At 58.3% G+C, this 25228-nt stretch carries 29 protein-coding genes and 1 pseudogene; 18 read left to right on the top strand and 12 right to left on the bottom strand.

Translation table 11 applies throughout. The features are described 5' to 3' along the window. Window positions 1-137 precede the first annotated feature (137 nt). The 3 genes from AO240_RS13325 (at window position 138) to AO240_RS13315 (ending at window position 2814) form a co-directional block, all read left to right on the top strand. Entirely contained in the window at window positions 138-896 is a 759-nt protein-coding gene (locus AO240_RS13325; protein ID WP_099236875.1) for a 5-oxoprolinase subunit PxpA, read from the top strand. 68 nt (window positions 897-964) lie between these two features. After that, window positions 965-1843 (top strand): allophanate hydrolase subunit 1, encoded by an 879-nt coding sequence (locus AO240_RS13320; RefSeq protein WP_099236874.1) that lies wholly within the window; start codon window positions 965-967, stop codon window positions 1841-1843. Further along, the gene (locus tag AO240_RS13315) at window positions 1840-2814 is read left to right on the top strand and encodes a biotin-dependent carboxyltransferase family protein (RefSeq protein ID WP_099236873.1); all 975 of its coding nucleotides are present in this window, start codon (window positions 1840-1842) and stop codon (window positions 2812-2814) included. The genes AO240_RS13320 and AO240_RS13315 overlap by 4 nt, the downstream gene beginning before the upstream one ends. 1292 nt (window positions 2815-4106) lie before the next feature. Here AO240_RS13315 and AO240_RS13310 read toward each other — a convergent pair. Continuing rightward, complete coding sequence (locus AO240_RS13310) at window positions 4107-5723, bottom strand: inorganic phosphate transporter (RefSeq protein ID WP_099236872.1); 1617 nt, start codon at window positions 5721-5723, stop codon at window positions 4107-4109. Between the two features lie 258 nt (window positions 5724-5981). Beyond that, complete coding sequence (locus AO240_RS13305; RefSeq protein WP_099236871.1) at window positions 5982-7004, bottom strand: transporter; 1023 nt, start codon at window positions 7002-7004, stop codon at window positions 5982-5984. A 356-nt stretch (window positions 7005-7360) separates the two neighbouring features. Between AO240_RS13305 and AO240_RS28545 the strand changes: the two are divergent. Beyond that, a pseudogene (locus AO240_RS28545) lies at window positions 7361-7534 on the top strand (methyl-accepting chemotaxis protein); the annotation flags it as partial. A 48-nt stretch (window positions 7535-7582) separates the two neighbouring features. On the opposite strand, the gene AO240_RS13295 reads toward AO240_RS28545, so the two are convergent. The 3 genes from AO240_RS13295 to AO240_RS13285 form a co-directional block, all read right to left on the bottom strand. Continuing rightward, window positions 7583-8755, bottom strand: coding sequence for an ATP-binding protein (locus AO240_RS13295; RefSeq protein ID WP_099236870.1), 1173 nt, complete (start codon window positions 8753-8755; stop codon window positions 7583-7585). 183 nt (window positions 8756-8938) lie between these two features. Next, the gene (locus AO240_RS13290; protein ID WP_099236869.1) at window positions 8939-9244 is read right to left on the bottom strand and encodes a PepSY domain-containing protein; all 306 of its coding nucleotides are present in this window, start codon (window positions 9242-9244) and stop codon (window positions 8939-8941) included. Window positions 9245-9343: 99 nt separating this feature from the next. Further along, on the bottom strand, window positions 9344-10471 hold the full coding sequence (locus AO240_RS13285) for a glycerophosphodiester phosphodiesterase (protein ID WP_099236868.1): 1128 nt from the start codon (window positions 10469-10471) through the stop codon (window positions 9344-9346). A gap of 231 nt (window positions 10472-10702) precedes the next feature. Here AO240_RS13285 and AO240_RS13280 point away from each other — a divergent pair, with 231 nt between their 5' ends. Next, the gene (locus AO240_RS13280; RefSeq protein ID WP_099236867.1) at window positions 10703-11026 is read left to right on the top strand and encodes a DUF2025 family protein; all 324 of its coding nucleotides are present in this window, start codon (window positions 10703-10705) and stop codon (window positions 11024-11026) included. A gap of 140 nt (window positions 11027-11166) precedes the next feature. On the opposite strand, the gene AO240_RS13275 is transcribed toward AO240_RS13280, so the two are convergent. Both AO240_RS13275 and AO240_RS13270 read right to left on the bottom strand, forming a co-directional pair. Continuing rightward, window positions 11167-11490 carry an antibiotic biosynthesis monooxygenase gene (locus tag AO240_RS13275; protein ID WP_099236866.1) on the bottom strand — a complete coding sequence of 108 codons (324 nt, stop codon included), beginning with the start codon at window positions 11488-11490 and terminating at the stop codon, window positions 11167-11169. Next, a complete protein-coding gene (locus AO240_RS13270) occupies window positions 11487-12194 on the bottom strand; it encodes a CTP synthase (protein ID WP_099236865.1) in 708 nt (235 codons plus the stop codon). The genes AO240_RS13275 and AO240_RS13270 overlap by 4 nt, the downstream gene beginning before the upstream one ends. Before the next feature lie 80 nt (window positions 12195-12274). Between AO240_RS13270 and AO240_RS13265 the strand changes: the two genes are divergently transcribed. Next, window positions 12275-13153: a LysR family transcriptional regulator gene (locus tag AO240_RS13265; RefSeq protein ID WP_099236864.1), complete on the top strand. Its 879-nt coding sequence runs from the start codon at window positions 12275-12277 to the stop codon at window positions 13151-13153. A gap of 308 nt (window positions 13154-13461) precedes the next feature. Here AO240_RS13265 and AO240_RS13260 read toward each other — a convergent pair whose 3' ends face one another. The 3 genes from AO240_RS13260 to AO240_RS13250 form a co-directional block, all read right to left on the bottom strand. Further along, window positions 13462-13980, bottom strand: coding sequence for a DUF1003 domain-containing protein (locus AO240_RS13260; protein ID WP_099236863.1), 519 nt, complete (start codon window positions 13978-13980; stop codon window positions 13462-13464). A gap of 92 nt (window positions 13981-14072) precedes the next feature. Continuing rightward, entirely contained in the window at window positions 14073-15131 is a 1059-nt protein-coding gene (locus AO240_RS13255) for a diguanylate cyclase (protein ID WP_099236862.1), read from the bottom strand. 191 nt (window positions 15132-15322) lie between these two features. Next, window positions 15323-15949, bottom strand: coding sequence for a TetR/AcrR family transcriptional regulator (locus tag AO240_RS13250; protein WP_099236861.1), 627 nt, complete (start codon window positions 15947-15949; stop codon window positions 15323-15325). Between the two features lie 139 nt (window positions 15950-16088). Here AO240_RS13250 and AO240_RS13245 point away from each other — a divergent pair, with 139 nt between their 5' ends. The 3 genes from AO240_RS13245 (at window position 16089) to AO240_RS13235 (ending at window position 18589) form a co-directional block, all read left to right on the top strand. Beyond that, complete coding sequence (locus AO240_RS13245) at window positions 16089-17147, top strand: MBL fold metallo-hydrolase (protein ID WP_099236860.1); 1059 nt, start codon at window positions 16089-16091, stop codon at window positions 17145-17147. Between the two features lie 298 nt (window positions 17148-17445). Beyond that, window positions 17446-17970 carry a hypothetical protein gene (locus AO240_RS13240; protein WP_256585946.1) on the top strand — a complete coding sequence of 175 codons (525 nt, stop codon included), beginning with the start codon at window positions 17446-17448 and terminating at the stop codon, window positions 17968-17970. Window positions 17971-18031: 61 nt separating this feature from the next. Then, on the top strand, window positions 18032-18589 hold the full coding sequence (locus tag AO240_RS13235) for an AAA family ATPase (protein ID WP_099236858.1): 558 nt from the start codon (window positions 18032-18034) through the stop codon (window positions 18587-18589). Here AO240_RS13235 and AO240_RS13230 read toward each other — a convergent pair. Then, window positions 18519-18899: a helix-turn-helix transcriptional regulator gene (locus tag AO240_RS13230; RefSeq protein WP_099236857.1), complete on the bottom strand. Its 381-nt coding sequence runs from the start codon at window positions 18897-18899 to the stop codon at window positions 18519-18521. The genes AO240_RS13235 and AO240_RS13230 overlap by 71 nt on opposite strands. Window positions 18900-19091: 192 nt before the next feature. Between AO240_RS13230 and AO240_RS13225 the strand changes: the two genes are divergently transcribed. After that, window positions 19092-19757 (top strand): hypothetical protein, encoded by a 666-nt coding sequence (locus AO240_RS13225; RefSeq protein WP_099236856.1) that lies wholly within the window; start codon window positions 19092-19094, stop codon window positions 19755-19757. On the opposite strand, the gene AO240_RS13220 is transcribed toward AO240_RS13225, so the two are convergent. Further along, complete coding sequence (locus AO240_RS13220; RefSeq protein WP_099236855.1) at window positions 19754-20707, bottom strand: hypothetical protein; 954 nt, start codon at window positions 20705-20707, stop codon at window positions 19754-19756. The two genes, AO240_RS13225 and AO240_RS13220, sit on opposite strands and share 4 nt — an antisense overlap. Before the next feature lie 227 nt (window positions 20708-20934). Here AO240_RS13220 and AO240_RS13215 point away from each other — a divergent pair, with 227 nt between their 5' ends. The 8 genes from AO240_RS13215 to AO240_RS13175 all read left to right on the top strand — a co-directional run bounded on the left by AO240_RS13215 (window position 20935) and on the right by AO240_RS13175 (window position 25214). Continuing rightward, a complete protein-coding gene (locus AO240_RS13215) occupies window positions 20935-21489 on the top strand; it encodes a LysR family transcriptional regulator (RefSeq protein WP_256585945.1) in 555 nt (184 codons plus the stop codon). Between the two features lie 139 nt (window positions 21490-21628). Continuing rightward, window positions 21629-21859 (top strand): type II toxin-antitoxin system VapB family antitoxin, encoded by a 231-nt coding sequence (gene vapB / locus AO240_RS13210; protein ID WP_099236853.1) that lies wholly within the window; start codon window positions 21629-21631, stop codon window positions 21857-21859. Beyond that, on the top strand, window positions 21859-22257 hold the full coding sequence (vapC, locus tag AO240_RS13205) for a tRNA(fMet)-specific endonuclease VapC (protein WP_099236852.1): 399 nt from the start codon (window positions 21859-21861) through the stop codon (window positions 22255-22257). Before vapB ends, vapC begins: the two co-directional genes overlap by 1 nt. Window positions 22258-22510: 253 nt before the next feature. Next, window positions 22511-22996 (top strand): Hcp family type VI secretion system effector, encoded by a 486-nt coding sequence (locus tag AO240_RS13200; RefSeq protein WP_099236851.1) that lies wholly within the window; start codon window positions 22511-22513, stop codon window positions 22994-22996. Next, window positions 22993-23706 carry a DUF4225 domain-containing protein gene (locus AO240_RS13195; protein WP_099236850.1) on the top strand — a complete coding sequence of 238 codons (714 nt, stop codon included), beginning with the start codon at window positions 22993-22995 and terminating at the stop codon, window positions 23704-23706. The genes AO240_RS13200 and AO240_RS13195 overlap by 4 nt, the downstream gene beginning before the upstream one ends. Before the next feature lie 602 nt (window positions 23707-24308). Continuing rightward, entirely contained in the window at window positions 24309-24608 is a 300-nt protein-coding gene (locus tag AO240_RS13185) for a hypothetical protein (RefSeq protein WP_099236848.1), read from the top strand. Beyond that, the gene (locus AO240_RS28980) at window positions 24592-24918 is read left to right on the top strand and encodes a DUF4225 domain-containing protein (RefSeq protein WP_256585942.1); all 327 of its coding nucleotides are present in this window, start codon (window positions 24592-24594) and stop codon (window positions 24916-24918) included. Before AO240_RS13185 ends, AO240_RS28980 begins: the two co-directional genes overlap by 17 nt. Further along, window positions 24915-25214, top strand: a complete 300-nt coding sequence (locus tag AO240_RS13175) for a hypothetical protein (protein WP_099236846.1) — start codon at window positions 24915-24917, stop codon at window positions 25212-25214. Before AO240_RS28980 ends, AO240_RS13175 begins: the two co-directional genes overlap by 4 nt. Window positions 25215-25228: the final 14 nt, after the last annotated feature.

The raw sequence follows: 25228 nt of genomic DNA, 5'->3' as shown, positions 1-25228 counted from the left end.
TCGTTCCCACGCTCCGCGTGGGATCGCTCTCTGTAGCTTTATCTGATTTTCAGAAGATGGGCTATCTGATAATAGATCTTCCCAAGGGGTCAAGCGCCAGCCTACTTTCGAGCATCATCTTTGGCGGAGCGACCTCGATGCAGTCAGTGGATTTCAATTCAGACATGGGCGAAAGCTTCGGCCCCTGGACCATCGGCGATGGCGTCGACGCCGAGCTGATGGCCTATATCAGCTCGGCGAACATCGCCACCGGCTTCCACGCCGGCGACCCCGGCACCATGCGCCGTACCGTCGAGCGCGCCAAGCAGCTCGGCGTGGCCATCGGTGCGCATCCGGGGTTTCGCGACCTCGTGGGGTTTGGCCGCAGGCACCTGAATGCGCCGCCTCAGGAACTGGTGGACGACATCCTCTACCAACTCGGCGCGCTGCGTGAAATCGCGCGTGCGCAAGGCGTCGCCCTGCAACACATCAAGCCGCACGGCGCGCTCTACATGCACCTGGCCCGCGATGAAGACGCCGCGCGGTTGCTGGTGCAAAACTTGCAAATCATCGAACCGACGCTGTTGCTGTATTGCATGCCCAACTCGGTGATCTGGCGCATCGCCAAAGAGCTGGGGCAACCGGTGGTGCGCGAGTTTTACGCCGACCGTGAATACGACATGAGCGGCTCCATCGTGTTTACCCGCAACGTGCGCGCGCTGGACCCGGCCACTGTCGCGGCGCGAGTTTTGCGCGCTTGCCAGGCCGGGTTGGTGCGCACCGTTGAAGGCGAAGACCTGTTTATCGAATTCGATTCCATCTGCCTGCACAGCGACACCCCAGGCGCGCTGGAACTGGTAGAGGCCACCCGCGAGGCCTTGGACTTGGCGGGCATTGACGTCAGAACTGCAGAATAAAAACATCGAAAAACATCGACACCGCACTGTTTGCCTGCCTTTCTAGAATGCTTCCAAGAGGAACAGACATGGCCCAGACATCCCCCATCCGCTATAGCTTCGGCGGTGATGAACACCTGTTTGCCGAGGTCAGCGAGAGCATGTCGCTGGAGGCCTTTTTTAAAGGCATGGCCGTGACTCGCGCCGTGGAACGCCTGGCGCTCGAAGGCGTGCTGGATGTGTGCCTGGCCAACGCGTCGTTCCAGATTCGCTTCGACCCCGACCGCATTGCGCCGCATGTGCTGCTCGATGCCGTGCAAAGCGCCGAAGCGCAGGCCGTGGCTGAACGCACCTTGCACACGCGCATCATCGAAATTCCGGTGCTGTACAACGACCCGTGGACCCACGAAACCCTGATGCGTTTTCGCGACCGTCATCAAGACCCCACAGGCACTGATCTGGAATACGCCGCGCGCATCAACGGCCTCGCCGACGTCGACGCGTTTATCGCCGCGCACAGCGGCGCGCCGTGGTTCGTGTCGATGGTCGGCTTTGTGGCGGGGTTGCCGTTCATGTTCCAGATGGTCGAGCGTGAACGGCAATTGCAGGTGCCCAAATACCTGCGGCCGCGCACCGACACGCCCAAGTTGACCCTGGGGCATGGCGGCTGTTTTGGCTGTATCTATTCGGTGCGCGGCGCCGGTGGTTACCAAATGTTTGGCGTGACCCCGGCACCGATCTACGACCCGGCGCAGCAGTTGGCGTACCTCAAGGCGCACATGGTGTTCTTTCGCCCCGGTGACATCGTGCAGTTCAAACCGATCGACCGTGACGCCTATGACCTGGCCGTTGCCGAGGTGGACGCGGGGCGTTTCGACTTGCGCATTCGCCCGGTGGAATTTTCCCTCGACGACTTTCTCGCCGACCCTGTCGGCTATCCGAAAACCCTGCAGGAGGCGCTGGCATGATCAAGGTGCTTAAACCCGGCCTCGCCACCTCCGTGCAGGACCTCGGCCGCGAAGGGTATTACCACTTGGGCATCCCGCCGTCGGGCGCGCTGGACCCGTATGCCTTGAGTGCGGCCAACCTCTTGGTGGGTAACCCGCCCGGCGCAGCCGGTTTGGAATGCACCTTGATCGGGCCGGAGCTGGCGTTTCAACAAGACGCGCTGGTGGCGCTCAGCGGCGCATTGATGTCGCCGCGCCTGGACGGCGAAGTGGTGCACCAGGACACCGCATTCCAGGTGCGCGCCGGGCAGGTGCTGCGGTTTGAGTTTCCCAGAGCGGGCGCGCGCACTTACCTCGCCGTGGCTGGGGGCATTGATGTGCCGCTGGTGCTGGGCAGTCGCTCGACCTACACGCTCGGTGCGCTCGGCGGGTTTCATGGGCGGCGCTTGCAGGAAGGCGATGAGTTGCCCATCGGCGAAGCCAGCGGGCAGGGGCGTGCGGGCAACAGTTTGCCGATGGCATTGCGTCGCTCGGTCGGCGGCGATGTGACCCTGCGCGTCGTGCCGGGGCTGTATTACGACCGGCTGACCGCTGCAGCAAAGAGCAGCTTTTTTGCCGAACCGTGGACAGTGGGTTCCGAGGCCGACCGCATCGGCTATCGCTTCAAAGGCGGCAGCGCCTTGAGTTTTGAGCCTCGCGAGCAACCGTTTGGCGCGGGTTCGGACCCCTCGAATATTGTCGACAGTTGCTACCCGATCGGCTCAATCCAAGTGCCCGCCGGGCTGGAGCCGATCGTGTTGCATCGCGATGCCGTGTCGGGCGGTGGTTACGCCATGATTGGTACGGTGATCAGCGCCGACCTGGACCTGATCGGGCAGATGCAGCCAAACCAGCGCGCGGGGTTTGTGCCAGTAACCCTGGAAGAAGCCCTCGAAGCGCGCCGGGTCTACAAAAAACGGCTCAAAGCCATGGCCGGGCTGTTCAATCACTGACACACAATCAATCAAACTGTGGGAGGGAGGCTTGCTCCCGATAGTGGTGCACCTGTTACAAATAAGCTGACTGAAACACCGCCATCGGGAGCAAGCCCCCTCCCACATTTTTGAGCCGTGTGTTGAGCCGCCGGCAAAGCTTGCCTGAAGTTAGAAGCGTGCACAGCCATGGCCGAACTGTTCAATCACTGACACACAACCAACCAAACTGTGGGAGGGGGCTTGCTCCCGATAGCAGGTGCACCTGCCACAAATAAGCTGACTGAAACACCGCCATCGGGAGCAAGCCCCCTCCCACATTTTTGAGCAATGTGTTGAGCCGCCGGTAGAACTAGCCCGAAGTTAGGAGGGCTCAAAGCCATGGCCGCACTATTCAATCACTGACACACAACCAATCAAACTGTGGGAGGGGGCTTGCTCCCGATAGTGGTGCACATGCCACAAATAAGCTGACTGAAACACCGCCATCGGGAGCAAGCCCCCTCCCACATTTTTGAGCAATGTGTTGAGCTGCCGGTAAAGCTTGCCTGAAGTTAGGACGGCTCAAAGCCATGGCCGGGCTGTTCAATCACTGACACACAACCATGGCCGGGCTGTTCAATCACTGACACACAACCGACCAAACTGTGGGAGGGGGCTTGCTCCCGATAGTGGTGCACCTGCCACAAATAAGCTGACTGAAACACCGCAATCGGGAGCAAGCCCCCTCCCACATTTTTGAGCAATGTGTTGAGCAGCCGGTAAAGCTTGCCTGAAGTTAGGACGGCTCAAAGCCATGGCCGGGCTGTTCAATCACTGACACACAACCAGTCAAACTGTGGGAGGGGGCTTGCTCCCGATAGTGGTGTACCTGTTACAAATAAGCTGACTGAAACACCGCCATCGGGAGCAAGCCCCCTCCCACATTTTTGAGCTGTGTGTTGAGCCGCCGGCAAAGCTTGCCTGAAGTTAGGACGGCTCAAAGCCATGGCCGGACTAATCAATCACTGACACACAACCAGTCAAACTGTGGGAGGGGGCTTGCTCCCGATAGTGGTGTACCTGTTACAAATAAGCTGACTGAAACACCGCCATCGGGAGCAAGCCCCCTCCCACATTTTTGAGCTGTGTGTTGAGCCGCCGGCAAAGCTTGCCTGAAGTTAGGACGGCTCAAAGCCATGGCCGGACTATTCAATCACTGACACACAACCATGGCCGGGCTGTTCAATCACTGACACACAACCAATCAAACTGTGGGAGGGGGCTTGCTCCCGATAGCGGTGTACCCGCCACAGATAATCCAAGCCCCATAATCAGAACAGTTTTGTGAACAGCCAGTACAGGCTGCCCGACAACACAATCGCCGCCGGCAACGTCAGCACCCAGGCCATCAGCAGGTTGCGGATGGTCTTCATCTGCAACCCTGCGCCATTCGCGACCATGGTGCCGGCCACACCCGATGACAGCACATGGGTGGTCGACACCGGCAACCCATAGATATCCGCCGCGCCGATGGTCAGCATCGCTACCATCTCGGCCGAGGCGCCTTGGGCGTACGTCAGGTGGGTTTTGCCGATCTTCTCGCCGACCGTCACCACGATGCGCTTCCAGCCGACCATGGTGCCCAGTCCCAAAGCGATGGCCACGGCGATCTTCACCCACAGCGGAATAAAGCGCGTGGCATTGTCGATCTGTTGCTTGAACAGTTGCAGCTTGCCTTGCGTGTCGGTGTCGAAGTTGCCGACCTTGTCCTTGTCCATCAGGCGAATGGTTTCGCTGGTCAGGTACATGTCGTTACGCACGTTGCCTACTGCCTCGGCAGGCACTTTCGCCAGGGAACCGTAGCCTTTTACTTCGTCACCGATTTTGCCGGCGAGGGCGGCGAGGGCCGGCACCAGTTCCGGGGTGGGGAGCTTGGTGCGCACGTAGGTCGAAAGGATCGGTCGCGGGTCGCCCTGCAATACGCTTGGCGCGCTTTTTACCAGCGCCACCTGAGTCACTTCGGCCACCGCCGCAAACTGCAATGATTGCTCGGCCGGCATGGTGCGGTTCAGCGCATACGCCATCGGCAGGGTGCCGACCAGAATCAACATGATCAGGCCCATGCCTTTCTGGCCATCGTTGGAGCCGTGCGCAAACGACACGCCGGTGCAGGTCGCGATCAGCATGCCGCGAATCCACCAAGGCGGCGGGGTCTCGCCCTTTGGCGCCTTGTACAGCGAGCGGTTTTTCACAAACGCGCGCAGCGCCAGCAACAGCAAACCGGCAAATACGAAACCGATCAGCGGCGACAGCAGCAGTGCGTAACCAATTTTGGTCGCCTGGCCCCAGTCCACACCGCTGGTGCCATCACGCCCGTGCATCAAGGCATTGGCCACGCCGACGCCGATGATCGAGCCGATCAACGTGTGCGACGACGACGCCGGTAACCCCAGCCACCACGTGCCGAGGTTCCACAGGATCGCGGCGATCAGCAGGGCGAAGATCATCGCGAACCCGGCCGATGAACCCACCTGCAAAATCAGCTCGACCGGCAGCAGGGCGATGATGCCGAACGCCACGGCGCCGCTGGACAGCAGCACCCCGAGGAAGTTGAAAAAGCCCGACCATACCACCGCAAAATGCGGCGGCAGCGAGTTGGTGTAAATCACCGTCGCGACCGCGTTGGCGGTGTCGTGGAAACCGTTGACGAACTCAAAGCCCAACGCAATCAACAGCGCCACACCGAGCAACAGAAACGGCGTCCACGTGGTGACTTGGGCGCCCATTTCGTGCACGTCGTGCATCAGGCTGTAGGCGGTAAACAACAGGCCCATGGCGAGCACGGCGAAGAAAACGATCACCGTCACCAGGCTGGGTTTCTTGTCCAGTCGCGGTTTGGGGTCAGTCTGTGACGCGGTGTTGGCGGCAGTCAGAGAAGGGGTGGCCATGCCGGAGCATCCAATGTGATGAGGACGCTATCGATGATCATTGCAAAATGTTACAGAAAAGCTGCGACAGATCAGGGTTTGGTCGATTGGGTGCGCCGTTGGTGCATAAAAGCCCCTCAGGGCTAGCCTCAGGATGCAATCAAAGTGGCTGCTGGCAAGCCAGCCTGTGTGGGAGCCGGGCTTGCTCGCGATGCAGGCACCTCGGTGCATCAGGCAGACCGAGTTGATGCTATCGCGAGCAAGCCCGCTCCCACAGGGTCAATAGTCTTTGCGTTTACGGAAGGCCCAGCGTCCGGCAATCACAGTAAACGTCGCGACCAGGGCCACCAGAATCCAAAAGCCTTCCGGGTCTTGCGAGAGCGGTACGCCGCCGACGTTCATGCCGAAAAAACCGGCGATGATATTGATCGGCAACGCCAGCACCGTCACCACCGTAAGCGTAAACAGCGTGCGGTTGCTTTGCTCGTTGAGGTTGGCGGCGATCTCTTCCTGCAACAGTTTGATCCGCTCACCGAGGGCCATCAGGTCGTTGATGATCAGCGCAAACTCCTCGGTGGATTTGCGCAACTCCTTCACGTCTTCCTTTTGCAGCCACTGCGGTGGGCGGTTAAGCAAGCGCAGCAACGAGCCCGGCTCCAGCGCCAGCAAGCGTTGCAGGCGCACCAGCACCCGGCGCGCGGCACCGAGTTCGGCGCGGTTGGTGGACAGGCGCGAGGACAGCAATTGGTCTTCGATTTGGTCGACGCTGATGCTGGTCTTGCGCACGATCTGCGTCAGTACCTCACCCTGATCGCGCAACAAATGCACGAGCAATTCCAGCGGCGAGCGAAAGCGTTCACCGGCTTTCACCGACGAGCGCAACTTATCCACCGAGTGCAACGGTTGCAGGCGCGCACTCACCAGCAAGCGGCTGCGGGCGCACACCCACAGCGTGGAAATATCCGACGAGACCATGCTGCTGAAGTTGAACACCACGTCGTTGACCACCGCCAGCAAGGCCGCATCAACGTGTTCAATACGCGTGGAGCGTGAGCCTTCGTGCAACGCTTCGAAGAACTCTTCGGGCAATGACAGGTGGGCTTTCATCCAGCGCTCGCAGGCGGCGTGGGCCAGGTTCAGGTGCAGCCACAGGAACTCTTCCGGGTCTTGCGGCCCCTGCAAGGCCGCCAGCGCAGTGGCAGAGTCAATCTGCTCAGCTTTTTCACCGGGCCGAAAACGAAAACCGTAAAGCAGGCCAAACAGATCGGAATCCTGATGGCCGAGGTCGATGCTGTGGTTCATGGAGGCTCGCAGAGAAAGCGCCTGTAGGACGTTTCACAGGTTCGCGTCTGCGCATGATTGCAAGGTAATTTGACAATTTTATGACAGTTTTCAATTTATTTCTGTTTGGTGACAATTTATTGACCGTTCGTCACCGGGCGGTCAAGAAGCCTCTGGCGCGGTCGATTCAAGGCATTAAGAACCGCCCTGCGTGACTTCCTCAGCGAGACCTTCAGCCGCTTGCAGCGCAGCACTACCGACTTGGTCAGCGCCAGCGCTGAGTTGAGTTCGATTGCCGGGCAGATGGCGAGCGGCACCCAGGAGCAATTCAACCGCACCGACCAATCATTCGCCGCCTCGAAACCGACAGCGTGCGCATCGGCAAGGTGCTTGAAGTCATTCGCGCGATTGCCGAACAGACTAACCTGCTCGCGCTTAACGCCGCCATTGAAGCGGCTCGGGCAGGCGAAGCAGGCCGAGGGTTCGCCGTGGTGGCCGATGAGGTGCGCAGCCTGGCGCAACGCACGGAAGCGGCCAGCGTCAACCTGCGCGGGTTGTCGGGTGAGTTGAACGAGGTGATGGCGCGTTTGGGCGCCTGATCAGGCCGTTGCCAGCGTGAAGCTGAATACCGTGCCGTGCCGCTCGTGGGTGGACACGCTCAATTCACCGCCGTGGGCGTTGGCGATCTGCTTGACGATGTACAACCCCAAGCCCAAACCGGCTTGGGGGGTACCCGAGACGGTACGCGCGTAGGGCTCGAATAACCGCGGCAAGGCTTGTTGACTGATTTGCCCGGCGTTTTTGACCGTCAGTGTGAAGTGGTCGCGCTCGACCTGCGCGGTAACATCGACGGGGCCGTCCTGGCTGCCGTGGTGGATGGCATTGGCGACCAGGTTGGAAAGCAACTGCGCAAGCCGTTCGCGGTCACCTTTTACCCCTTGAAGATTGCCGATTTGCGCATGAATCACGCGCTGCGGGTGCACGCTTTGCACCTCGGATACCACGTGCAGCAACGCATCTTGGAGGCCGTGGCAATCGCCCATATTCAGCGGAATACCGTTGCCCATGCGCCCGCGGGCGAAGTCCAGCACGTCTTCGACCAACTGCGAGGCGCGCCGGCTACTGGCGAGGATATGGCGCACCAGCGCTTCCGTTTCCGGGGTTGGGTGTTTGCGCAGCAAGCGCTCGGCGCCGAAGTTGATGGCGAACAGCGGGTTGCGCAAGTCATGCCCAAGCACGGCAATAAATTGCTCACGCAGCTCGGCGGTGCCGCGTTCTTCGTGCAATTGCGCTTCGGTGTGCTGCGAGGCTTCTTCGGCTTCAATCTGCAGCGAGAGCATTCGCGCAAACGATTCCATGGTCGACAGGATCGTGCTGTTGCGCAGTTGCGCAGGGTTAGGGTCGAGTGCACAAATGGTGCCGAAAAAACGCCCGTCGGTGCGGAACACCGGCACCGAAATGTAGCTTTCGAATTTGTACACCCGTGGGGTGTGGTGGTCGCGGTAAATCGGGTCTTCACTGGCCTTGTCGATCACCACGGCCACGTGCGAGCTGCGAATTTCGTGGCAAATAGTGGTGGTCAGGTCCAGCTCACCGCCAATGCCCAAGCCGAAGTCCAGGTTGTCGAGCACTGCGCACGCCGTCCAGTGTTTGTCCGTCACCCGCGCCACAGCGGCAAAGCGCAGGCCGGTCATGTCACTGATCACCTTGAGCATCGCGGGTACGGCACTGATGCGGCCAATGGTGGCGATGTCGGCGGCTTTTTGCTCCATGCAGTCAATCTCGGTACGCAGGGGGTGAGCGTTGTGCCCAGGCCAATGCGGGGGATTTTAACGATCTTGCGCGCGCCGCGTGTAATTTCATTCTCCGTATGCAGGCATTTACTACAGATAGCCGACGAGCGCCCATAAAAAAACCGCGCCACTCTAATAGAGGGCGCGGCTTTTTTAATCGACTCAGTTGTCCAGTTTGTCTTCCAGCACTGCGCCAGTTTTGGCGTCGAGCTTCACTTCAAACTTTTTACCGGCGGTGTCAGTGAGGTCGACGCCGTAAACCAGCACGCCGTTTTCGTGCTCCAGCTCGGTATCGTTAATGCTGGCGCCGGCGTGTTTGGCCAGGGCGGCGGCGTTGAGCTGGTCGAATGGCTTTACGGCGCCGGATTTGAGCAGGCCTTCGATCTGGTCCGGACGAACATCAGCCTGGGCAAGGCCGGCGGTCAGGGTCAGAGCGGTAGCGGCGAACAGTGCGGTCAGGGTTTTCATGGTGTGTGTCCTTCTGGGTGAGCTGTTTAAGTGGCGCCAGATTAACCGGCGCAACTTAACTCATCCTTAATGGCGCACTGACACCAATGGCCAACTCACTCAGTAACCATTGTCTTTCAGCAGGTCCTGCACACTCGACGACGGCCAGCGCTTGTAGAACTTCAGCAGCTCGGCGGCGCGGTTGGTGAAGATGCCATCGACACCGGCCTTCATCACCTTTTCAAAGTCCACTGGCTCATCCACGGTATACACGTGCACCAGCAAGCCTTTGTCGTGGGTCAGCTTGTTCATCTCAGGCTTGACCAGGTCGGTGTAGCTTTGGTCGCCATGGTTGGTCAGCTCGGCCGATGGGCCAGTACCGATGGCGCCGAGGCTCTTGGCTTCGTCGACCCATTTTTCGAATTCGGCGGCATCTTTCGGCTCTTGCTTGGCGTAGTAAGCGGCTTTGCTGGTTTCGCCGGATTCAGCGAAGGTTTGCGTGGATTTAGGCTCGATACTGCCCGGCCCTACCCACAGCAGCAGGATTTTCGGGGTGTTGGGCATTTCTTTCTGCAGTTCTTTCAAGCTGTCTTTTTCGAACGTCTGCAGCACCACGCGGCCTTTGCCCTGGCCGACACCGGTGTTGCTCTTGCCCAGCTTGGAGCCGGCGGAGCTCAACCAGCCTTTATCCAGCAGCTTGTTTTTCAGGTCGGCTTCGATGCCCGGGAATTGCTTGGGTTCCTTGGTCTCGATGTACAGGCCGGGTTTGTGCTGCGGGTTGCCTTCGGCGATCTTGATGATTTCATCCAGGCTTTGAATTTTCAGGCCCACGAACCCAGGGCGGGCGCGATCCGGGTAGGCGGCGTTGAACCAGCTGCCGGCGTCCAGGGTGCGCAATTCGGCCCAGGTAAACTCGGTGGCCGGCGCGTCTTTGCGCTCGGGGAACTTGGTGGCGACGTCGGTGGTGCGTTGCAGGTTGTTGTCATGGAGGGCGAACAGCACGCCGTCCTTGCTGCGCTGCAAGTCCATTTCCAGGTAGTCGGCACCCAAGTCGCGTGCGAGCTTGTAGGCGGCGGCGGTGGATTCGGGGGCATCAAAGGAAGCGCCACGGTGAGCGATGACGGCAGGGTACGGAATGCCTTCGTTTGTCGCCAATTCAGCCGGGCTGATCGGGCCTTCAGCCTGGGCCTGGCCGAAGCCAAGCATCAGGGCGAGCAGCAAGGCGCTCTTGGTAAACGTGGCAGGCATATGCGAAGTCCTTTCGTGGAGGTGTCTTTGAGAAGGCATCCTTTTTAACAATTGATTGCGAAAGGCGCTATCACCAAACCGACATTAACGTGCGCACGGGGCATATTTGTGGCTCTTTTGTGCAGCATTGCCGTATTCTCGGCCGAAGCAGCCCCGTCAGAGGGCCGTCATTTGTGCCGCGCGTGTAAACCATCTTTCCAGTCCCTGTGGGACTTTTCAGTGAGGTTGACCATGCGTATCACGTCCGAACTTATCTGCCAGGCCGCCGACCAACTCCACGGCTTTGTCGGCCTGAACCGCAAGAGCGGCCACTACATCGTGCGTTTCAGCGAAGACGCTTTCGGCATGGACGTCGCCGATGACGGCATCATCCCCACGGCTGAATTTGTCTGGCTACCTGCCACCGGCAATACCATGATTCTTTCGCGCGAGCGCCTGCAGTTGCTGCTGGACCAAAATATCGACGATCGCATCAACATCACCGAGCCGTTACGGGTGTACATGCGCCGGGTGGAGATTGCGCAGATCAGTGCGGTGCGTAGTTTGGTCAGCTGACTTATACGGCGAGCCGGTGTGTTTTGTGGAGTGAGCTTTTTTGTGAAGAGTCGGGGCACGGTTGGAACCGAGCTTCCTGTTGCAGCCCGGTTTCCACAGTAAGCCCGGTTCCACAGCAACACTGCTGCCCGCCAGAGCGATCACTGGCTGGCGAATGCGTAGGCCCGCTCCACCTTGCACACCCGCGTTTGAAACGCCGAATACCACAGCGCACGCCCTTGCTCGCGCACCGCTTGATGTTCGGCGTCCTGCCTCCACGCCAGAATCGCCGCCTCGCTGCTCCAGTACGACACGGTAATCCCCAAGCCGTCTTCGCGTGCCGACTCCACCCCGAGAAACCCCGGTTGTTCGCGCGCAAGTTCCAACATGCGCGCGGCGGCCTCAGCGTAGCCTTGATCACCTTGAGTGCGCACTGAGCTGAAAATTACCGCGTAGTAAGGTGGGGCGGGTGTGTTGGCGATCATCGAGACACTTCCTGGCAGGCGTTTAACAGTGCAATGGCCAACGGCGGCGTTATACCGTTGAGCGCAGCGCGTTCGGGTTGGAACAGCGTGGCGACGAAAAACGGATGGTCGAGCAGTTCGACTGCACGCAGATCGCCGGCCGAGTCATGACCGCAGGCAATCAGCTCGGCTTCGAGCAATTTGCCTGCAAACTCACGGTTTATGCCGTAACGGCAGCGATAGCCTTCTTGAATATCCAGGCTGCCGTAAGCGTCGGCGATGCGTGTGTACGGCGCCAAGCGCACGGTATCGGTCGCCTCTACCAAGGCGCAACTGAGCGGCGCGATCACCGCGCGTTTAGCCTCGGGGGCCAGCTCGCCGTGTTCGGCATCCGCCCAGCCCAGCACGTTGCGGGCATATTCCAGTACCGCGTGTTGAAAGCCGCCGCATGTGCCGAGGAACGGGCGTCGCTGCTCGCGGGCAAAACGAATCGCCCGCAGTGCGCCATCGGTGTCGCGGTACGGGCTGGCGGGCACGCACCAGAAGCCATCGAACGCGTGCAGTGGGGTGGTGGGCGTGAGCGAATCGGTGTCCAACCACTGCACCTGAACGCTCAGGCCGAGTGCTTCTGCCGCCTGCTGCAGCGCCACCGGAATCGCTTGGTGCGCAATAACGTCGGGGTTGTAATCGCCAATCAGGGCGAGCTGTACAGCGGGGGTTTTCATCGAGTACGTTCCATGGCTTGTGGTGTGCTGGTGCGCACTATAGATTGGCGTTCACGCAATCAATATTGGCGTTTACCCACATGCTCAATGCAGCAACGCACTATCAAATCGACTATGCAGACCTGTCGCTGATTCTCGCACTGGTGCGCGGCGGCAACCTGGCGCGCGCGGCGGCGCTGTTGCGGGTGGACGTGTCGACGGTGTTTCGTGCGGTGCGGCGCCTGGAGGCGGCGCTTGGCCAGACACTCTTTGAAAAAAGCCGTGCCGGCTACCTGCCCACCAGCTTGGCGAGCAACCTGGCGCAGCAGGCCGAACACGCGGAACAAGCCCTGGAGGCTGCGCGTATTGGTGTGGAGCAGGGCGGTGAAGTGATCAGCGGCACCGTGCGCCTGACCTGCACCGACTCGGTGTTGCAAGGCCTGTTGCTGCCGGCCCTGACGCAGTTCATGCCCGAGTACCCGGCGCTGACCCTGGAACTGAGCACCTCGAATGATTTCGCCAACCTCAGCCGTCGCGATGCGGACATCGCCCTGCGCCTGACCAAAACACCGCCGGAGCATCTTGTAGGCCGTTGCCTGGGCACGGTGGCGTATCAGGTGTTTGCCAGTGCAGATTTTGCGCGGCGCAATGCAGGCCGCGAGTTGGCCGAGCTGGCCTGGATCGCGCCGGATGACTTCCTGCCCGATCACCCCACCGTGGCCTGGCGCCGCGAGCACCTGCCGGGTGTGCGCCCCAGTTATCGCTGCAACAGCATGTTGTCGGTCGCCGAATTGGTGCGGGCGGGGCTGGGCGTTGCGGCGCTGCCGGATTTTCTATTGGCGGACGGCTTGCAGCCGCTGAGCCCCGCACTGTACGGGCACGACACGGCGCTGTGGTTGCTGACGCGCCCGGATTGCCGTGCGCTGCGGTCGGTGGTGACACTGTTTGACGAGCTGGGCCAGCACCTGCGATTACCCTGAACACAGCCATTGTGGCTATACGGCTTTTTGTGGCCCGTCGGCTTTGTGTGGTGGGCAGGCTTTTTGTGGCGAGCGGGCTTGCTCGCGTTGGGGTGCGAAGCAGCCCTAAAACCGGGCGCCGCGTTGTATCTGACAAAATGCGCTGGTTTTACCAGGGGGCCGCTGCGCGCCCCAACGCGAGCAAGCCCGCTCGCCACAAAAAGCCCGCTCGCCACATCAAGCCTTATTGCCATCACAAGCCTTCTGGCCACAAAAAGCCTGCTCACTGCAACAAACGCTTCACTGCTTTTTGCGGCTGGCGCGGTCACTCAAGGTTTGCGCATGAATTGCTCGTGCATTTCGCAGGTCAGCCTCTCGATACGCTCGGTAAGCTGCTTGGTCATTTCCGTCAGGCGGGTGTTTTGCTCGAGTAATTCCAACAGTTGCTGGGTGGTCTGTTCGGCTTGGGCCTGGCGTTCGGTGTTGGCGACGGCCAGCGCCTCGCGGTGCTGCGCATCGGCGTCGGACTGCGCCTTGTCGCGCGCGGCTTGACGCGTCTGGGCCAGCAGGATCAGCGGCGCGGCGTACGCCGATTGCAGGCTGAAGGCCAGGTTGAGCAGAATAAACGGGTACACGTCAAAGTGGGTGACGCCGGTGACGTTCAACACCACCCACAGCACCACGATGGCGGTTTGCGCACCGAGAAAGGTCGGCGTACCAAAGAACCGGGCGAAAGCTTCGGCTTTGAGCGCAAAGGTGTCGCTGCCGAAGGTCGGCGCCAGGTGGGCGTGGCGTCGATGAAAACGCAGGGGGTCGACGGGTGCGGCTTCTGGTTTGTCTGGGGTCATGGCGGGCTCGAATGCGGGGCATAAAGACAACCCGCACTATAGACCGAGCCCTGCGGCCAGGCACATGAAGATCGGGTCAGCGGGTGTCGCGCTCACGCGGAATGCGCGACCAGGTTATCGCTGACATTCACCCGGTTGCGGCCGGTGTCCTTGGCCACGTACAGCGCGCGATCCGCGGCGTTCAGCCACATGGCGGCATTCTTGAAAACGGGGTGAAAGTCCGCCAGGCCAATGCTCAAGCTGACGCGCAGATCTGGAACCTGCGGGTCGCGATAGTGGCTGAAATTTTCGCGCAGACGCTCCATCACCTGCGCGGCGGCAGGCAAGGGCATTTGCGGAAGAATCACACAGAACTCGTCGCCTCCGTAGCGCCCGGCCAAGTCGTTTTCCCGCAGGTGTTGACGCAGTTCCAGGCTCAATTGGCGCAGTACCGCGTCACCGACGATATGGCCATAGGTGTCGTTGATCTGCTTGAAGTGGTCAATATCGATCAGGGCGATCGTGGCGTGGCTGAGTTGCTGCCGGCACTTGTGGAACTTGAGGTTCAGCAGGTCTTTCCACGAGCCATTGTTGAGCAGGCCAGTAAGGCTGTCGACGCGGCTCAGGGCGCTGAGCGCGCGTTTGTGTTCCGACAGTTTGATCGCCAACTGATAACAGACCATACCGATGGCCATCGGATAAAGCGTCAGCACTGGCAGGCACGTGTAGACCTGAGCAAGGCTGACGTTGGGGTTGAAGGTGATTCCGAACAGCGCCCACGCCATGCCGATACCGGCGGCCTGCGCCAGCAGCCCGCGCAGGAACAAGCGTTTGCCGCCGGCCGCGACGTTGTTCATGGCCGTCATCGACAGCAGGGTTACCGCCGTCAGGGGCGCGAACTGTGTGGCCGCCGCCCAAAAGCCGCAGCATAACGAATCGTAGAGCAGGTTGCGCTGTTCTGCCTTGTAGGGAAATGGCGAGCGTATGGACAGCTGGAAGGCCACATGAGCCCACGCATAGCCATTGAATATCAGCAGCGCCCAGACCCAACCGGGCATCGCCAAGGGGTAAAGCGCGCCCATGACACTGATACAGCCGATACCCAGGCCGATGATCCTTGGCGTGTAGATGCGCCTGGCAAATGAAAGCCCTTTGCCTTGTCTGTTTTCCATAGTGTTCTGGGTCAGCTCTTTTTCGCAGATACAACAGCGTTCATCAGCGGGCAAAACCGCGGATCGGCCTTTAATGGTCAATATTGTCAGTTATTCGCGTAGGAATAATCAGTGTCCTTCCGGGCCATTTGCACAGCACAACCTGCGAATAGGCTAAAAACGACCGGGAATGTCGTGGATACGACAGCGCGTCAGTGCGGGCGGGGAGTGCTGACTTCGTAGCCGGCCAGGAACAGGTCGATGGCCGACTCGACAACGTTGGCCTGGCTGGCGGCGTCGAGCACAGGTTGGCCCAACGTGATCTGGGGCCAGAAGGCGAACGCTTTGAGCAGGCTTTGTATCTGGTGCGCCGCGAAAGCCGGATCGGTGCAGCACAGGCGGCCATCCTCGTGGGCGGCGCGTACCCACTGGGTGAAACCCTCTTCGCGTTTACTCAGGCGGTTGACCATGTTTTGCGCGCGTTCCGGCGAATGGATAGTGGCCGCAATCGCGACACGGGCCAGGTCGAGGAAGTTGGCGTCTGACATCATCTGCATCTTCGCCTGCAGCAAGCCGCGCAATTGCTCGCGCAGCGGGCGGTCGCTGGCGTAGCTCACGTCCAGTTGCGCGACACTGCTGGCCCACAACTGGTGGAGGATTTCGGCAAACAGCTCTTCCTTACTGGGAAAGTGGTTGTACACCGTACGTTTGGAAACGCCGGCGGTAGCGGCGATTTTGTCCATGCTGGTGACCTCGAAACCGTTAACCCGAAACTCGGCGATAGCCGCTGCCACGATGGCTTCGCGTTTGCGGTCGGTGAGGCGTAGTGGGGCAGTCATGGATAACGTTCGGCTCTAGAGGCAAATTACACTCGGTAGTTTACTTGCTCCGGGTTTTGTTGCAATCTAGAAACTACACTGTGCAGTGTAATTTATACGCGCAGTGTAATTTATGAGCGGACCGCAGGAGTCACCCGCAATGGCCACGATTTCAACCCGTCTCGCCCGCAAGCCCACCGCGCGCAAAGCCGCTGAGCGCGAGCAAGGGCACTTCACCAACGATGCCCCGGTGCAGCACGGTGGTCTTGGCAAGACGTTGCGTATTTTCTGGAACATGCTGTTCAACAAGCCACGCAGCACGCGGCCGGTGGGCAAAATCCCGGTGCAACCACTGACGCGTGAGCAACTGTTGGCCGCGCCCGATCACAGCGTATTCCGCCTGGGGCATTCCACCGTACTGCTGAAAATGCGCGGTAAATTCTGGGTAACCGACCCGGTGTTTGCCGAGCGCGCTTCACCGTTCAGTTGGGCTGGCCCCAAGCGTTTTCACGCGCCGCCCATCAGCCTCGAAGACCTGCCGCCATTGGAAGCCGTGATTCTTTCGCACAATCACTATGACCATCTTGACCGCAAGGCCGTGCTCCAACTGGCCGATAAAACCCGTTATTTTCTGGCCCCGCTGGGCGTGGGCGACACGTTGGTCAAATGGGGCGTGGACGCCAGCAAAGTACGCCAACTGGATTGGTGGGAAGGGACTGAGGTCGATGGCATTCGTTTTATCGCCACGCCGGCCCAGCATTTTTCCGGGCGTGGCCTGTTTGACGGCAACCAGACCCTTTGGTGTTCGTGGGTGATGCTCGACGGCGCGCGGCGGATTTTTTTCAGCGGCGACACGGGTTATTTCGATGGCTTCAAACGTATCGGCGAACAGTACGGCCCGTTTGACCTGACGCTCATGGAAACAGGTGCTTACAACGTCGACTGGCCGCATGTGCACATGCAGCCGGAGCAAACCCTGCAAGCGCATATCGACCTCAAAGGCCGTTGGCTGCTGCCGATTCACAACGGCACTTTCGACCTGGCGTTCCATGCGTGGCACGAGCCGTTCGACCGCATCATGGCCCTGGCGTGGGAGCGTAACGTGTCGATCACCACGCCCGCGATGGGGCAGGCGTTCAGTTTGAGCCTGCCTGAACGTGGGCATGCATGGTGGTTGGACGTAGAAACCGAGAGCGCAACGGAACACGCCGCAGGCTAGTCTTGGGCACGCTGGGAAAAAAGGAGTTTTCAGCGTGTTTCAGGCCTACGACAAACCTCGGATGAGAGTGCGATGATCCCGTGAAAGTTATTCTCGGGGTGCAGTTCAGGTGGAAAAAGAGTGTAGGAAGTATTGGCAATCAGGTATGCCCTGTCACCAAGGGGCTTCATTGCCATTGACGGGGTCGGAGGCAGCGCCGTCCCAAGCCGATAAAGCGCGCCAGGGCGGTATCGTCTTTGCTGGCGAGCACCATGGAGGCGTCGTTCCAATTCCCGGCTACAACGCGTTGCCTCCCTTGATGAGGTCCGCACGTGCCCCGTCCTTGTTACTCAACGCCTTGAGCGGTATCGACCCCACAGGCCCGGTGATGGTGGAAGTGCCCTTGGTGCTGAATAACACCACCTTCACCGCGACCCAATTGTTCTCGGGGTGGCGAATCGGTTTCGCTGACCGCTATGTATGCAGCGGTCAGGGCAGCCCTGCTTACCACAGCGCTGCTATGCGCCGAGCCTTCGACATCCTGCGCCAGGCTGGTGCGCGATTAGTGCCGGTCAACGCTCAACGCGCGCATGGCAGCGTTCAATTCACGCCGAACAGTCGTAATGAAATCGATGAGCTAGTGGCCGAGCATCTTCTGGACGCCTTGATGTCTGACGGCAAGAGCGCCGCGTTTCATGGTGCTTGCCGAAGCGGTCATGCCTCTCTTTGCGACACGTTGGAGGATGGCACGCAGCTCTGGTTTTATGGCCCATCCTGGTCACGTGATACGTTGCCCACCTTATTGGATGTGTATCGACGGATCAGCGCGTGTGCGCCCAATTAACTGAGCAACGTGTAGAAGCTGCGCACGCACGGTTTACACTCACTGCCATGGAGGGACCGCCATGGCCTGTAAAATCCACATCCTCGGCGCGGCAGGTGCCGGCACCACGACTTTGGGCAAGGCCTTGGCCGAACACCTGAATGTCGCTTATTTCGACTCGGACGACTTTTACTGGCAGCAAACCGAGCAGCCGTTCACCATGGCTCGGCTGCGCGATGAACGCACCCGCCTGTTGCTGGAACAAACTGCCGGCCTTGAAGGCTGGGTGTTGTCCGGCTCACTGTGCGGCTGGGGCGATGCCATGATCGAGCAATTCACCCAAGTGGTGTTTTTGCGTGTAGAGCCGCACGTGCGCCTGCACCGCCTGCGCCAGCGGGAAGTGCAACGCTACGGCGACCAGATTCTGCAAGGCGGCAGCCGCCATGAAAACAGCGTGGCCTTCCTCGCATGGGCGGCGCGCTACGATGGCGGCAACCGCAGCCTGCGCAGCTTGCGTCGGCATGAAAGCTGGTTGAAGCCGCTGACCTGCCCCGTGATCCGGCTGGACGCTACGCACCATTCGGCTGAGGCGTTGGTGACTCAAGTGATGCGGTTGTTGAGTTCATCAGCCGCGAGATGATGCCTTGTGCGGCCGGTTCTGCAGGCGCTGCGTCGAACCTGCGCGCACGCATGCCCCAACCCGGCGCAAACCCCGGGAAAAACACCAGCCCTTCAGCCTCCAACCGAAACGCCAACGCCAGCCGGGTGTCATCATCCACATCGCCCTGGCTTTCGAAGCGTTGCAGCGCTTCTACCGCCACGCCAGCCTGGCTGGCCAGGTTTTCACGGCTCCAGCCCAGCATCGCGCGGGCCTGCACACTGTGCGTGGCGGTAAATTGATGCAGGACGATTTGTTGTTCTACGAAAGAGCTCATTGCCAGAGAGTGCATGGGTGTTCTCCAGGTTCGACGGGGGAGGGCAAACTATACTGTGTTTTTGTACAGTTGTTTTGACCGCTCATCCACTGGATGTTTTTTTTGTCCGCGCACCTGCCTGCGTTACCCATGATCTGCCAGGGAGGTTGCGATGTTGGTGATTCGCCGGGAAACTTGCGTTGGTGATTTATTTGCGCAGGAGTACGCATGCTGACATTCAATTGCTCCAAGGCCGCTTGCGAATTTTTCAGCCGTGTTCGCAAGGGCAAAAAAAACACCTCAGTTGAACAGCCGCCGAATCCAGGGGCCGAGGATGAGGAGCTGCACGCAGACCCTAACCAGTGGTTGGTCCACGCAGCCACGGTTAAACGCAAGCATGTGCTGGTGGCGATACACTTGAAGACGCGTTACAGCATGTTGTTTTTTGACATGAAAAAAGCCGATGACGTGGGCTTTTTGCACACGTTTAGCCGTCGCTGGACAGAGGGTCTGATGGATCTGGCATTAAAGCGGGGCCTGCTGGATATGATCGACCCGCAAGCCTACGAGCGACTTTTAAGCGACTCGGTGCAATCCTGTCGCATGCTCCAGCGTAGTGACCGCAGCAGCCAAGGGCAAATCAACGAAATTTTGCGGCTGTTTAAATGGGATGCTGAAGATTTCGACTTTGTGACGCAACCCTGGAGCCCGCGCCGCTATGACGCGACCATCAATCAGACGCCCAGAACCATCACGGGGCTTAAGGGTTATGGCTTTCCTGAGGAAGAAATGCTGATCCACTGGTTAACGACGGTGGCTGGCGTAGAGGGGGCGATGGCTCAGGATGCACGTGAAAAATACCGGCAAAGCCACAGGTCACACTCGCTTACCTAATCCCCCTGCAACCTTGGGGCCTCCCGAATAATCAGGTGGTCGAGGTTCTCGATATTCGCGCTGAACACCCCGAACGTCTGCTCGGGGTTCTTTTTGCTCGGCACTTGTTTCAGCTCCGGCGTTACGCCGTAAAAGAAGCAGTACAACGCCCGCTCACTGCCCGCTGCGGCCTTGATCTGCTCCAGGAAGGCGCTGCGCTTGCGATAGTTCTCGATGAGCTTTTTGCTCAGGTAAACGTTGATCGAATAGGGCTTTTTGTCGAGCCATACCTTTTTTTCAAAGTCGATGCGAAAGCTGCTGGTGTAGTCCTTGATCGCTTTGATTTTGCCCCAGTAGATCAGGCCCTTGTGGTCTTGCAGGTATTCGATTTTCTTGAAAAACGTCCAGTAGGTTGCGCTGTGGTCGCCGATCTTCAGCGGCATGCGTTTGAGTGTGTCCTTGTCGTCAATATTCGACACATAACATTCCACCGGGTGGGCGAACACACTGGTTTTGTCCGGCGTGGCGTCGCTGCTGCTGTGGGCCGTGGCGGCACGCTTCGAAGGCGTTTGCGGTGGGGCTGGTGAGACGTTGCCCTCGGTGCCCGCCAGTGGCTGTTTACGTGGGTACTCACGCCGTGTGAGCACAAGTTCCGAGGGGAAATTGTCCTCGCGCTCGTTGTCATTTTCAGCGCTCGCGGCCTTGTGCGTGCTGGCATAGCGGCAGCCGTCGATATGCCGGGTGCTGGTCTTGTTCTTGAAGTGGGGCGTGCGCAGGTAGTTAACGTTTTTCGCGTTGAACGTGCTCAGCACATTGCCCGTACCGAACGCCGCACGGCAGGCATCGTTGGGGCACAGAAAGCTGTCCTTGTCGGAATTGAACGGGTTGGTTTCGTCGAAATTCAACTCTCGTACGTCGTAGATCGACAGCTTTTCGTCGAGACTCAGGCTGTACGCCGTGTCGAATTTCATAAGGCTCGGGTCCGTGAGATATGTAGCTGGATATTACGCAAATATCCGCAGGTATGGAGATCAAAAAATGTGGGAGGGGGCTTGCTCCCGATAGCGGTGGTTCAGCCGGCAAATGGGCTGATTGACACGCCCTCATCGGGAGCAAGCCCCCTCCCACATTAGATAGGCGTTATTCCAGACACTCGGCGGCCACTGAGAAAGCACAAGGTGCCGCCCACTGCCGTGAGGTGCGGGTATTTATGGCCGTGGTCGAAGCGGGCGGTTTCAGCGCCGCGCAAAACGAGCTGAATGTGGGCCTGGCCGCCATCAGCAAACAGATCTCCGACCTCGAAATTCGCATCGGCATGCGCCTGTGTACGCGGGGCAGGGAAGGCTTTGCGCTGACCGAAGAAGGCAAGTGGGTGTATCAAGCGTCCATCGAGTTATTTACCTCGGTAGACAGTTTTCGCGACAAGCTTAGTTCGGCACAAAACGAACTCATCGGCGACCTGAGTGTGGGCGTTATTGATAACACCGTCTCCGACGTTAATTCGCCGCTCGTGGCTGCACTGGGGAAATTACACAGCCAATCGCCAAAAATCAGACTGCGCTTACACGCCTCCCAGTTGGACGAAGTTGAACGCGGTTTGGTCGAAGGCCGCCTGCGCGCACTGTGCCCGGAACGCGTTCACTTGAGTACCGCGTTTAACTTGATCCTGCGCCACAACGCGCCGCGCAGCCCACTGGTAAAAGCCTTCGCGACGGCCTTGGGTGTAGACCTGAAAGCGACAACAATATTTTAGCGACTGCAGGCGAATCGGCCTGTTTCAGGGAAACCTTGAGCGCTCTTCAGTCTTGCCGAAATTAGACGTATATCCCGTTGACATATCCAGCCCTTGGTGTAGCGTTGCGTAATCAGGTGCTCATTAGAGGTAGGCCATCATGGACCAAGGTTCTGTATTTCAAAGCAACCGCAGCCAAGCTGTTCGTTTGCCAAAAGCAGCTGCCCTGCCGGATGACGTAAAGCGTGTAGATGTCGTGTCAATCGGTAGGGCCAGAATCATCACCCCGGCCGGTGAGTCATGGGACAGCTGGTTCGATGGCGATGGCGTCACGCCTGACTTCATGCCGGACCGCGGGCAACCCACTGAGCAAGAGCGAGAGTCTTTTTAATGCTCAAGTTCATGCTCGATACCAACATTTGCATCTTCACCATCAAAAACAAACCACAACAAGTGCGCGAAATATTCAAAAGGCATCATGGCCAATTGAGTATCAGTACAGTGACCCTGATGGAGTTGATTTACGGTGCCGAAAAATCATCTAACTCAGAGAGAAACCTGGCCGATGTCGAAGGCTTCGCTGCGCGCCTGGAGGTTTTGAAATACGACCAGAATGCCGCGATACAGACAGGGCAGCTTCGCGCAGAGTTGGCGAGAGCGGGGACTCCGATAGGTCCATATGACCAGATGATAGCTGGACATGCCCGTTCGCAGGGTTTGATTCTGGTGACTAATAATCGTCGCGAGTTCGACCGCGTGTCAGGTTTGCGAGTAGAGGACTGGGTATAAGCGCGCGGCAAAGTGTGATGCGAACGTCTGACGCTTACCCCGCGTGGCTTGCTGAATCTAACGGGTGAAGTTCCGTTGTCGGACGCGACTTGGCTAACACTGCATGCACCTACGCCTGCTCCGCCCCGCTCATTGATGCACGAAAGTTAAACGTCCTACATACCCGTCGTACGCCATAAAGCGAACCGTCTGATATTTGTGCAGCGCCCGTTTTCGTATGGTGAGCCCCTGAAATAAACAAGGCGTTTATCTAATGGCTAACCACGGCTACATGAGCATCAGCGGCGCGGTACAAGGTTTGATTTCGGCAGGTTGCTCGACCACGGCCTCCATCGGCAACAAATGCCAGGACGGGCATCGTGATGAGATTATGGTGTTGTCGTTCCAACACAATATGGCCAATAGAGGCAATTTAAGAGGGCCGGCTCACGGCCCGGTAGTCATCACTAAAAATATCGACAAATCATCCCCCTTGCTGGCCGTCGCGCTGGCGAATAGGGAAGAACTGGACTGCCTGATTCATTTCTACCGAACCTCCAGTTTCGGCCAGCAAGAAAAGTACTACACGGTCGACATTCGCGGGTGCATCGTCGCCGACCTCATCCTTGACGTGCCCTATGCCTTACTGCAAAACGACATGGACGCTCAGGAGCATGTCGCGCTGCGTTACCGTGAAATTCTCTGGACACATCACCCGGCAGGCACGAGCGGTTATGCCGCCTGGGATGTCGCGCAGTGACGCGCAACACCGCACCTCAAGGCCCGACGTCTCATGACACCTGGACGGTAAGCCAAGCCGCCGCCTATTTAACTAATCAAGCCTGTTTGATCAGTGCCAGGCATATCAGTGACGGCATTGTCAGGCTGCAATTCAATCGGGAAGTCGCCTATTACGCCCGTGGCATTGTTAACGACGTAGAGGAAGGGCGTAAAACGGTTGAGCAAGGGTTGCAGGATATCAAAGACGAGCAGTCACACCTTGGGCAACAGTCTTGGCAAATTGCCAGGAAAGGCATAGGGCTGGTTGCCGGTGGGCTCCAACTGGCAACGGGAGCAGGGGTTTGTTATGCATCCGTCGGTACGCTGTGCGCGTTTGTGGGTGTACCGATCATGGCGCACGGTGCCAACAATATGTATGAAAACGGACGAAATTTAATTCAAGCACGTAGCAATACCACAGGCCCCGTACGGCAAGGCTATCACTTGGCCGTTAAGGCGTTGGGGTATGGCGAGGATGAAGCAGACATTCTCTACGGCGGTGTCGATATTGCCATGTCTATTTATAGTCTGAGCCGGCTTGTGATCAAGCCGGATGCATGGCGATTATTTAGATACCTGCCCTCGGACAAAGTACGCGCCTATCGAACAATGAGCGGGTCGTCGTTAGGTATAGAGGCTTTTATGAACGCTGACACAGCCACGCAAATGCATGAGCGAATGCCCGAATGATTGTCGTCGGTGCTTTTTTGTATGTGTTAGGAGGTGCCGCGCTGTGCTATTACTTTAAATACAGGTTTTCGAAGCCGCGCTTGCGTAATTACACGTTGTACTTTTGCCTGATCGTGAATGGTTTTTTTGTCATCAGCTATATTCGGGTAATTGAACGTGGTGATTTTTTGTACAGGTGGCATAGGCCGGACCTATTGGTGCAATACCCAATATTAGTCTGGCTCGCCCTGGCTGGAATAATACTTCATGCGTTCGCCTTACCCATAGACAGAAAGCTGGGTAAGGGCAATCAGTAGGCTGGGCGTTAAATGATTCGTTCAGGTATCGACCCGAACGAATCATCTCAGGCCGTTCAACCTTGCCAACCTTCAGTGCCTGCGAATCTGCTTACGTCGCTTCTTCACATTCTACGGCGGTGTCGATATTGCCATGTCTATTTATAGTTTGAGCCGGCTTGTGATCAAGCCGGATGCGTAGCGATTATTCAGATACATGCCCTCGGACAACGTACGCGCCTATCGAACAATGAGGGGATCGTCGTTGGGTATAGAGGCTTCTATCGATGCTGAAACAGCCGCAAAAATGTATAAGCGAATGCCCAAATGATTGTCGTCGGTGCTTTTTTATATGTATTAGGGGGTGCCGCACTGGGCTACTACTTTAAATACAGGCTTTCGGGGCCACGCTTGAATAACTTCAAGTTGTGTTTTTGCCTGATCGTGAATGGTTTTTTTATCATCAGCTATGTTCAGCTGATTGAACGTGGTGTTTTTGTGTACAGGTGGCATAGGCCGGACCTGTTGATGCAATACCCAATATTAGGCTGGCTCGCCATAGCTGGAATCATAGTTCAGGGGTTCGCCTTACCCATTGGCGGAAAGCAGGGTGAAGACAGTCCGTAAACCTGGCTTTAAACGATTCGTTCAGGTATCTCCCCGAACGAATCATCTCAGACCGTTCAACCTTGTCAACCTTCAGTGCCTGCGAATCTGCTTACGTCGCTTCTTCACATTCTACGGCGGTGTCGATATTGCCATGTCTATTTATAGTTTGAGCCGGCTTGTGATCAAGCCGGATGCGTGGCGATTATTCAGATACATGCCCTCGGACAACGTACGCGCCTATCGAACAATGAGGGGATCGTCGTTGCACATAGAGGCTTCTATCGATGCTAAAACAGCCGCGCAAATGTATAAGCGAATCCCTGAATGATCGTCGTCGGTGCTTTTTTGTATGTGTTAGGAGGTGCCGCGCTGGGCTACTACTTTATGTACAGGTTTTCGGGGCCGCGCTTGAGTAATTTACAACTGTACTTTTGCCTGATCGTGAATGGCTTTTTCTTCATCAGCTATATGCGGCTGATTGAACATGGTGATTTTGTGTACGTGTGGCGTAGGCCGGATCTGTTGATGCAATACCCAATATTAAACTGGTTCGCCCTGGCTGGAATAATACTTCATGCGTTCGCCTTACCCACAGACAGAAAGCTGGGTAAGGGCAATCAGTAAGCTGGGTTTTAAAC

This window comes from Pseudomonas sp. ICMP 460 (genome assembly GCF_002723595.1).
GTDB lineage: Bacteria > Pseudomonadota > Gammaproteobacteria > Pseudomonadales > Pseudomonadaceae > Aquipseudomonas > Aquipseudomonas kitaguniensis.
Note: the sequence above shows the minus strand (reverse complement) of the source record. Positions and strands in the feature narration are given on the sequence as shown.

Bases quoted from the DNA above. Each gene is read 5' to 3' on its own strand.
- AO240_RS13270 (WP_099236865.1), bottom strand. From the start codon at position 12,194: ATGAAAACCCCCGCTGTACAGCTCGCCCTGATTGGCGATTACAACCCC.
- AO240_RS13315 (WP_099236873.1), top strand. From the start codon at position 1,840: ATGATCAAGGTGCTTAAACCCGGCCTCGCCACCTCCGTGCAGGACCTC.
- AO240_RS13175 (WP_099236846.1), top strand. From the start codon at position 24,915: ATGATCGTCGTCGGTGCTTTTTTGTATGTGTTAGGAGGTGCCGCGCTG.
- AO240_RS13225 (WP_099236856.1), top strand. From the start codon at position 19,092: ATGCTGACATTCAATTGCTCCAAGGCCGCTTGCGAATTTTTCAGCCGT.
- vapC (WP_099236852.1), top strand. From the start codon at position 21,859: ATGCTCAAGTTCATGCTCGATACCAACATTTGCATCTTCACCATCAAA.
- AO240_RS13325 (WP_099236875.1), top strand. From the start codon at position 138: ATGCAGTCAGTGGATTTCAATTCAGACATGGGCGAAAGCTTCGGCCCC.
- AO240_RS13290 (WP_099236869.1), bottom strand. From the start codon at position 9,244: ATGAAAACCCTGACCGCACTGTTCGCCGCTACCGCTCTGACCCTGACC.
- AO240_RS13185 (WP_099236848.1), top strand. From the start codon at position 24,309: ATGATTGTCGTCGGTGCTTTTTTATATGTATTAGGGGGTGCCGCACTG.
- AO240_RS13320 (WP_099236874.1), top strand. From the start codon at position 965: ATGGCCCAGACATCCCCCATCCGCTATAGCTTCGGCGGTGATGAACAC.
- AO240_RS13230 (WP_099236857.1), bottom strand. From the start codon at position 18,899: ATGCACTCTCTGGCAATGAGCTCTTTCGTAGAACAACAAATCGTCCTG.
- AO240_RS13305 (WP_099236871.1), bottom strand. From the start codon at position 7,004: ATGAACCACAGCATCGACCTCGGCCATCAGGATTCCGATCTGTTTGGC.
- AO240_RS13250 (WP_099236861.1), bottom strand. From the start codon at position 15,949: ATGACTGCCCCACTACGCCTCACCGACCGCAAACGCGAAGCCATCGTG.
- AO240_RS13255 (WP_099236862.1), bottom strand. From the start codon at position 15,131: ATGGAAAACAGACAAGGCAAAGGGCTTTCATTTGCCAGGCGCATCTAC.
- AO240_RS13265 (WP_099236864.1), top strand. From the start codon at position 12,275: ATGCTCAATGCAGCAACGCACTATCAAATCGACTATGCAGACCTGTCG.
- AO240_RS13200 (WP_099236851.1), top strand. From the start codon at position 22,511: ATGGCTAACCACGGCTACATGAGCATCAGCGGCGCGGTACAAGGTTTG.
- AO240_RS13295 (WP_099236870.1), bottom strand. From the start codon at position 8,755: ATGGAGCAAAAAGCCGCCGACATCGCCACCATTGGCCGCATCAGTGCC.
- AO240_RS13240 (WP_256585946.1), top strand. From the start codon at position 17,446: ATGAGGTCCGCACGTGCCCCGTCCTTGTTACTCAACGCCTTGAGCGGT.
- AO240_RS13285 (WP_099236868.1), bottom strand. From the start codon at position 10,471: ATGCCTGCCACGTTTACCAAGAGCGCCTTGCTGCTCGCCCTGATGCTT.
- vapB (WP_099236853.1), top strand. From the start codon at position 21,629: ATGGACCAAGGTTCTGTATTTCAAAGCAACCGCAGCCAAGCTGTTCGT.
- AO240_RS13310 (WP_099236872.1), bottom strand. From the start codon at position 5,723: ATGGCCACCCCTTCTCTGACTGCCGCCAACACCGCGTCACAGACTGAC.
- AO240_RS13245 (WP_099236860.1), top strand. From the start codon at position 16,089: ATGGCCACGATTTCAACCCGTCTCGCCCGCAAGCCCACCGCGCGCAAA.
- AO240_RS13235 (WP_099236858.1), top strand. From the start codon at position 18,032: ATGGCCTGTAAAATCCACATCCTCGGCGCGGCAGGTGCCGGCACCACG.
- AO240_RS13260 (WP_099236863.1), bottom strand. From the start codon at position 13,980: ATGACCCCAGACAAACCAGAAGCCGCACCCGTCGACCCCCTGCGTTTT.
- AO240_RS13280 (WP_099236867.1), top strand. From the start codon at position 10,703: ATGCGTATCACGTCCGAACTTATCTGCCAGGCCGCCGACCAACTCCAC.
- AO240_RS13220 (WP_099236855.1), bottom strand. From the start codon at position 20,707: ATGAAATTCGACACGGCGTACAGCCTGAGTCTCGACGAAAAGCTGTCG.
- AO240_RS13275 (WP_099236866.1), bottom strand. From the start codon at position 11,490: ATGATCGCCAACACACCCGCCCCACCTTACTACGCGGTAATTTTCAGC.